The organism is Henriciella sp., from assembly GCF_049649345.1.
GTDB lineage: Bacteria > Pseudomonadota > Alphaproteobacteria > Caulobacterales > Hyphomonadaceae > Henriciella.
Genome location: NZ_JBARZC010000515.1, coordinates 1 through 4,753 on the forward strand (window position 1 = coordinate 1; position 4,753 = coordinate 4,753).

5 protein-coding genes are annotated in these 4,753 nt (G+C 59.2%); 1 reads left to right on the forward strand and 4 read right to left on the reverse strand.

Annotated features, from left to right (window positions below; genetic code table 11):
- The 4 genes from WA989_RS14210 to WA989_RS14225 all read right to left on the reverse strand — a co-directional run.
- Positions 1 to 579 (reverse strand): hypothetical protein (locus WA989_RS14210; RefSeq protein ID WP_424341143.1); only part of this gene is annotated, 579 nt, incomplete at its 3' end.
- 1 nt (position 580) lies between these two features.
- Complete coding sequence (locus WA989_RS14215; protein WP_424341144.1) at positions 581 to 1,999, reverse strand: type II and III secretion system protein family protein; 1,419 nt, start codon at positions 1,997 to 1,999, stop codon at positions 581 to 583.
- Positions 2,000 to 2,211: 212 nt separating this feature from the next.
- Positions 2,212 to 2,400 carry a hypothetical protein gene (locus tag WA989_RS14220; protein WP_424341145.1) on the reverse strand — a complete coding sequence of 63 codons (189 nt, stop codon included), beginning with the start codon at positions 2,398 to 2,400 and terminating at the stop codon, positions 2,212 to 2,214.
- A gap of 128 nt (positions 2,401 to 2,528) precedes the next feature.
- The gene (locus tag WA989_RS14225) at positions 2,529 to 3,146 is read right to left on the reverse strand and encodes an exopolysaccharide biosynthesis protein (RefSeq protein ID WP_424341146.1); all 618 of its coding nucleotides are present in this window, start codon (positions 3,144 to 3,146) and stop codon (positions 2,529 to 2,531) included.
- A 219-nt stretch (positions 3,147 to 3,365) separates the two neighbouring features.
- Between WA989_RS14225 and WA989_RS14230 the strand changes: the two genes are divergently transcribed.
- Positions 3,366 to 4,753 (forward strand): flavin-containing monooxygenase (locus WA989_RS14230; protein ID WP_424341147.1); only part of this gene is annotated, 1,388 nt, incomplete at its 3' end.

A 4,753-nucleotide genomic window follows, 5' to 3' on the forward strand; every position in this document is an offset into this window, starting at 1 on the left:
GTTCAGATTAGACGGGCAATTGAGATAGGACGCGCAAGAGCCGTCGAAGAAGTTGAGATCGACCAGGCAGACGCGGTTGTTCTTCTCGCGCTGGCTGAACTGGTAGGCCAGCTCGACAGCGACGAGCGTTGCACCCGCGCCGCCGACCGAGGATGTCACCGTCCAGCATTTTCCCGACGCATTGCCACCTTCCGCGGTTTCCTTGCGGCAGACATTATTCAGTGTCTCGCGCAAGGGATCGGCGGCGACAGGCGCTTCGACCATATCCCAGCGCGGCAGCGTGATGACCTGCTTGACCGCCAAGACGGGCACATTCTGCCCGACCACAATGCCGGAAAGACGGGGAGTTTCGCGGCCCGCATTGATCAGGAATTCGACGAGGTCATAGCTGCCATCGCTTTCTACAAGGAGCGCACAGTTCTGGTCGGTGCGCGCCGCGTCATAGGCCTCGGCTGGCGAGGCATGCATGGTGGCAGAAACAGCGCCGAGCTGGCCTGCGCTTTCGGCGATGTTGCTGCCCCATTGAGGGGCGAAGACGTGCAATCTGGCAGGTAAGGCCGATTTCGATGATCCGGACATGCTAGCGGCCTCCTGCTTGCGGGACATAGCCAAGATCACGGCGCACGACCTGGCTGTCGATATTGCTTGAGACGGCGCTGCCGACGGGCGGCGCGTTAGGGTCATCGAGCTTGCCGAGCAGAAGACGCTCTGCCTCTGATGGTTCTTCGCGGCCGGTCAGCGGATCGATCAGCCGCGTCCCGACAGGGGCCGGGCGGACCAGGCGCGGGGTGATGATGATGACCAGCTCGGTTTCGTTCATGCGGAACCGGTTGGAGCGGAACAGCGCGCCGAGGACCGGCACGTCGCCGAGCCACGGGGTCTGCACGCTCGTGCTGTCGACCGTGTTCTGGATGAGACCAGCAATCGCGAAGCTCTCGCCGTCGGACAGTTCGACGATTGTATGGGCGCGGCGCACGCTGAGGGCCGGGATTTCCACGTCTGCCAGGCGCACGGAGTTGCGCGGGTCGAGCTGGCTGACCTCTGGCTTCACCTCAAGGCTCATCAGGGAGTCCGACAGGATGGTCGGTGTAAAGTCGAGGCTCACACCAAATTCGCGAAACTCGATGGTGATCGCGTTTTCATCGGCTGCGACGGGCACGGGGAATTCGCCGCCAGCCAGGAAACTCGCCGTTTCGCCTGAGCGGGCGACAAGATTGGGCTCAGCGAGCGTGCGGATAATCCCTTTTTCTTCAAGCGCCTGAAGGAAGACGTCGATATTGACATTGCCGGCCTGGCCGAGGATCGACGCGATGGATTTAGGCGTTCCGCCTGACAGCAATCTTGAGCCGGTCGAGAACAGGAAATCACCGGACCGGCTGACTTCACTGCCAAGCCCGATCTCTTTGACGTCCTCGCGGGAGGCTTCAACGAAGCGAACCTCAAGCATGACCTGCTGCGGGCTTGTAACCTTGAGTGCATCTATAACTGCTTCGGGAGCATAGCTTGACGCGATCTCGAAAATCTCTGCCGCTGTCGCATCATCCGGCACATCGCCGCGCATGTGCAGCCTGTTGGCGACGGTGCGAAGATCAAGGCGGACATCCGGAAACAGAGCGGCGACATCGCTTCGGATCGCGCCGAGATCGTGCTGGACGCGCACATCGATGACTTCGACGAGCTGGCCGTCCTCATCATAGACAAGGATATTGGTCGAGCCGATCGAGCGGCCGCGCACATAGAGGCGGTTGTCCGCCGTCGGCGAGGCATCGGCAATTTCCGGCTGTGAGACGGCGATACGCTTGAATGGGCGGGCGACGGCAATCGGCGTGGAGCGGTTCACCACGACACTGAGGTCGGTCTGGACAGGGCCTGTTTCACCGGGGGCCGCGCTCACAGTCTCTGCGCCGCGCAATTGCGGCGCTGCATGGGCGCTGGCGAGAAGGCTTACGGAAGCAAAGCAGGCGAGTAGTGTTTTGAGCTTTCGCGCGTGTGCACTCATTATCAGCCCCTGAACTTTCGATTCTGCCGCTAAAATACGGCTTCTGAGCGGGCTGTTTTAGGTTAGAGGCATAAAGTCCGGCTGAAGCGGCTGATCGAAACTTCTGCGAAATTTGGCTGATTAAAGTTAAGACCTGACAGGAATTGACCGCCAGCGGCAATCCGCGAGCGGTCAAGAACAGTGTTCGAAGATTTGAGGCGCCTGAACCGGGTTCAGGCTTTGGAGGCTTTCCGGTCGGCTCTTTCGAGCAGCGCCATGAAGTCATCCATTTTGGATCCTTGCGCCAGCGGCTTGAACCTTGTCCTTAATCCTGCCGACATGGCTGATTGGACGGCGCGGCGCTTCTGCCGTGACTCGATGTTGATCGGTGTCTGTCTGCGGTTGTTTGTTCGTTTGGTCATAGTTGATCTCTGTGTACTCAACCGACAGACCGGCGAAGTGTTCCCGCTTTCCACTGCTCGGTATGGTTAATAAAGCAGAGGGCCGTGTTAACCCTAAGAGAGAAGGGGGCTGCGGCAGCCAACGGCGTTCATGCGCCGAACATTTTGGCAAACTCGCCCCATGGCACGAGCATGACGGTCATGCCGATAGCGAAGGATGCGAGCAGGAATCCGAGCAACATCAACACCCCGTCCCGGGCGACGAAGGCAAGGCCGAACAGCACGACTGCGGCGCCAGGAACGCCCACAACGAAGGGGACCATTTCCAGCGGGATCATCAGCAGGCCAAGCAGGGTTACAACTATGGCGGCAAAATAGGTCGCCCACTTGCCGGTCAGGAAACGGAGCCGCTCGGATATCAGCTTGTCGATGCGGCTCAGCCACTTGCCGGCGTTTTCATCCGCCTTCTTCAGCTTGTCCTTTGAAATCGAGCGGTTCTCAATAAAGCCGGGCACCCAGATGTGCTCGGCGCCGAAAACAATCTGTATGCTGAACAGAACGATGACCAGGCCGACAATAGCGGGTAGTCCAGGAATACCGCCGAGCGGCGGGATAAGGGTTAGCAGTCCCAACATAACGACAATCGGTCCGAAGGAGCGATGTCCGAACAGGTCCAGCAAGGCGCCGAATGTAACCTCGTCTCCGTCCGTCTCTTCGATCGCGCGCTCAAGGACGTTTTCAAGTGGATCGTCTTTAGAGGCGCTCATAGGCCTTGTCCCGGATGTGGTAATGCCATGCCAGACAAACCCGATAGACGGGATTTGGTTCAATCTGCCCCGCGACACCATGGCCTTTTCGCGCCAAGAGGGCTGGTGCAGCCAGGGTTGACCCGACGTTGCCGAGCCCGGCGTCTGGCGAAGAGCAGCTTTGTCCTGTACCTAGTGGCGTTAGGCTGAAAGCCTTGGGCATATAGGAGGTAGCCGCAGATGCAGGATCCAGATTTTGATGTACTGATCGTAGGTGCGGGCCTGTCCGGTATCGGCGCGGCCTATCACCTGCAGGAAAAGTGTCCCGGAAAGTCGTTCGCCATTCTGGAGGGCCGCGATGCGATCGGGGGCACCTGGGATATCTTCCGCTATCCCGGCATACGCTCGGACAGCGACATGCATACGCTCGGCTACAATTTCAAACCCTGGGAAGAGCGAAAGGCCATCGCGGACGGTACCTCCATTCTGAATTATGTGCGCGAAACGGCCGAGGACAACGGGATCGACAGGAAGATCAGGTTCAATCATCTGGTGCGCAAGGCAAGCTGGAACAGCGAGGCTGCGGCCTGGACCGTCGAGGCTGAGGACGCAAAGACCGGTGAGATGCACACGCTGTCCTGCCGCTTCTTGTATATGTGCTCGGGCTATTACTCCTATGAAGGTGGATACAAACCGGATTTTCCGGGCGAGGATAGCTTCAAGGGTGACGTCATCCATCCGCAGAAATGGCCTGAAGACCTCGACTACAAGGACAAGAAGGTTGTCGTGATCGGTTCTGGCGCAACGGCTGTGACGCTGGTGCCGGAGATGGCGAAGAAGGCCGCGCATGTGACTATGCTGCAGCGCTCGCCGACCTATGTTGTGTCCCGCCCGGTCGAAGATGCGATGGCCAACAAGCTACGCAAGGTCCTGCCGTCGAAGATGGCCTATGGCCTGGTGCGTTGGCGCAATGTGCTGTTGCAGATGTTCTTCTTCGACCGGGCAAGAAAACAGCCGGAAAAGGTCAAGACACGGCTTCTCGACATGGCGCGCGAGGAACTCGGGCCCGACTACGACATCGAGACCCATTTCACACCCAGTTATAATCCCTGGGACCAGCGTCTGTGCCTCGTGCCAGACAGCGATCTGTTCAAGTCCCTGAAGGACGGGGCTTCCTCGGTCGTCACCGATCACATCGACAGCTTCACGGAGACGGGTATCCGCCTCAAATCAGGCGAGACGCTGGACGCCGACATCATTGTCTCGGCGACCGGGTTGCAGCTTGTCTTCCTTGGCGGCATGGACGTTGAGGTCGACGGCAAGGCGATCGTGCCCGGTGAGATCCATGGCTATCGCGGTATCATGTTCGAAAACATACCGAATCTGGCGTCGACTTTCGGCTATACGAATGCGTCCTGGACGCTCAAGGCCGATCTGACGGCCGACTATGTGACGCGGCTGCTGCGCTATATGGACAAGAATGACCTGGTTGAGGCCCGCCCGGTGGCGGAAGGCGAGGTCGGCGATGAGCCCTGGCTCGACTTTTCCTCTGGCTATGTCACCCGGGTCATGGACCAGTTTCCGAAACAGGGCAGTGAGGCGCCGTGGCGGCTTCACCAGAACTATGT

What these genes read in the sequence shown, in the direction of transcription:
- WA989_RS14215 (WP_424341144.1), bottom strand. Translation starts at nt 1,999, where the DNA reads ATGAGTGCACACGCGCGAAAGCTCAAAACACTACTCGCCTGCTTTGCT.
- WA989_RS14220 (WP_424341145.1), bottom strand. Translation starts at nt 2,400, where the DNA reads ATGACCAAACGAACAAACAACCGCAGACAGACACCGATCAACATCGAG.
- WA989_RS14225 (WP_424341146.1), bottom strand. Translation starts at nt 3,146, where the DNA reads ATGAGCGCCTCTAAAGACGATCCACTTGAAAACGTCCTTGAGCGCGCG.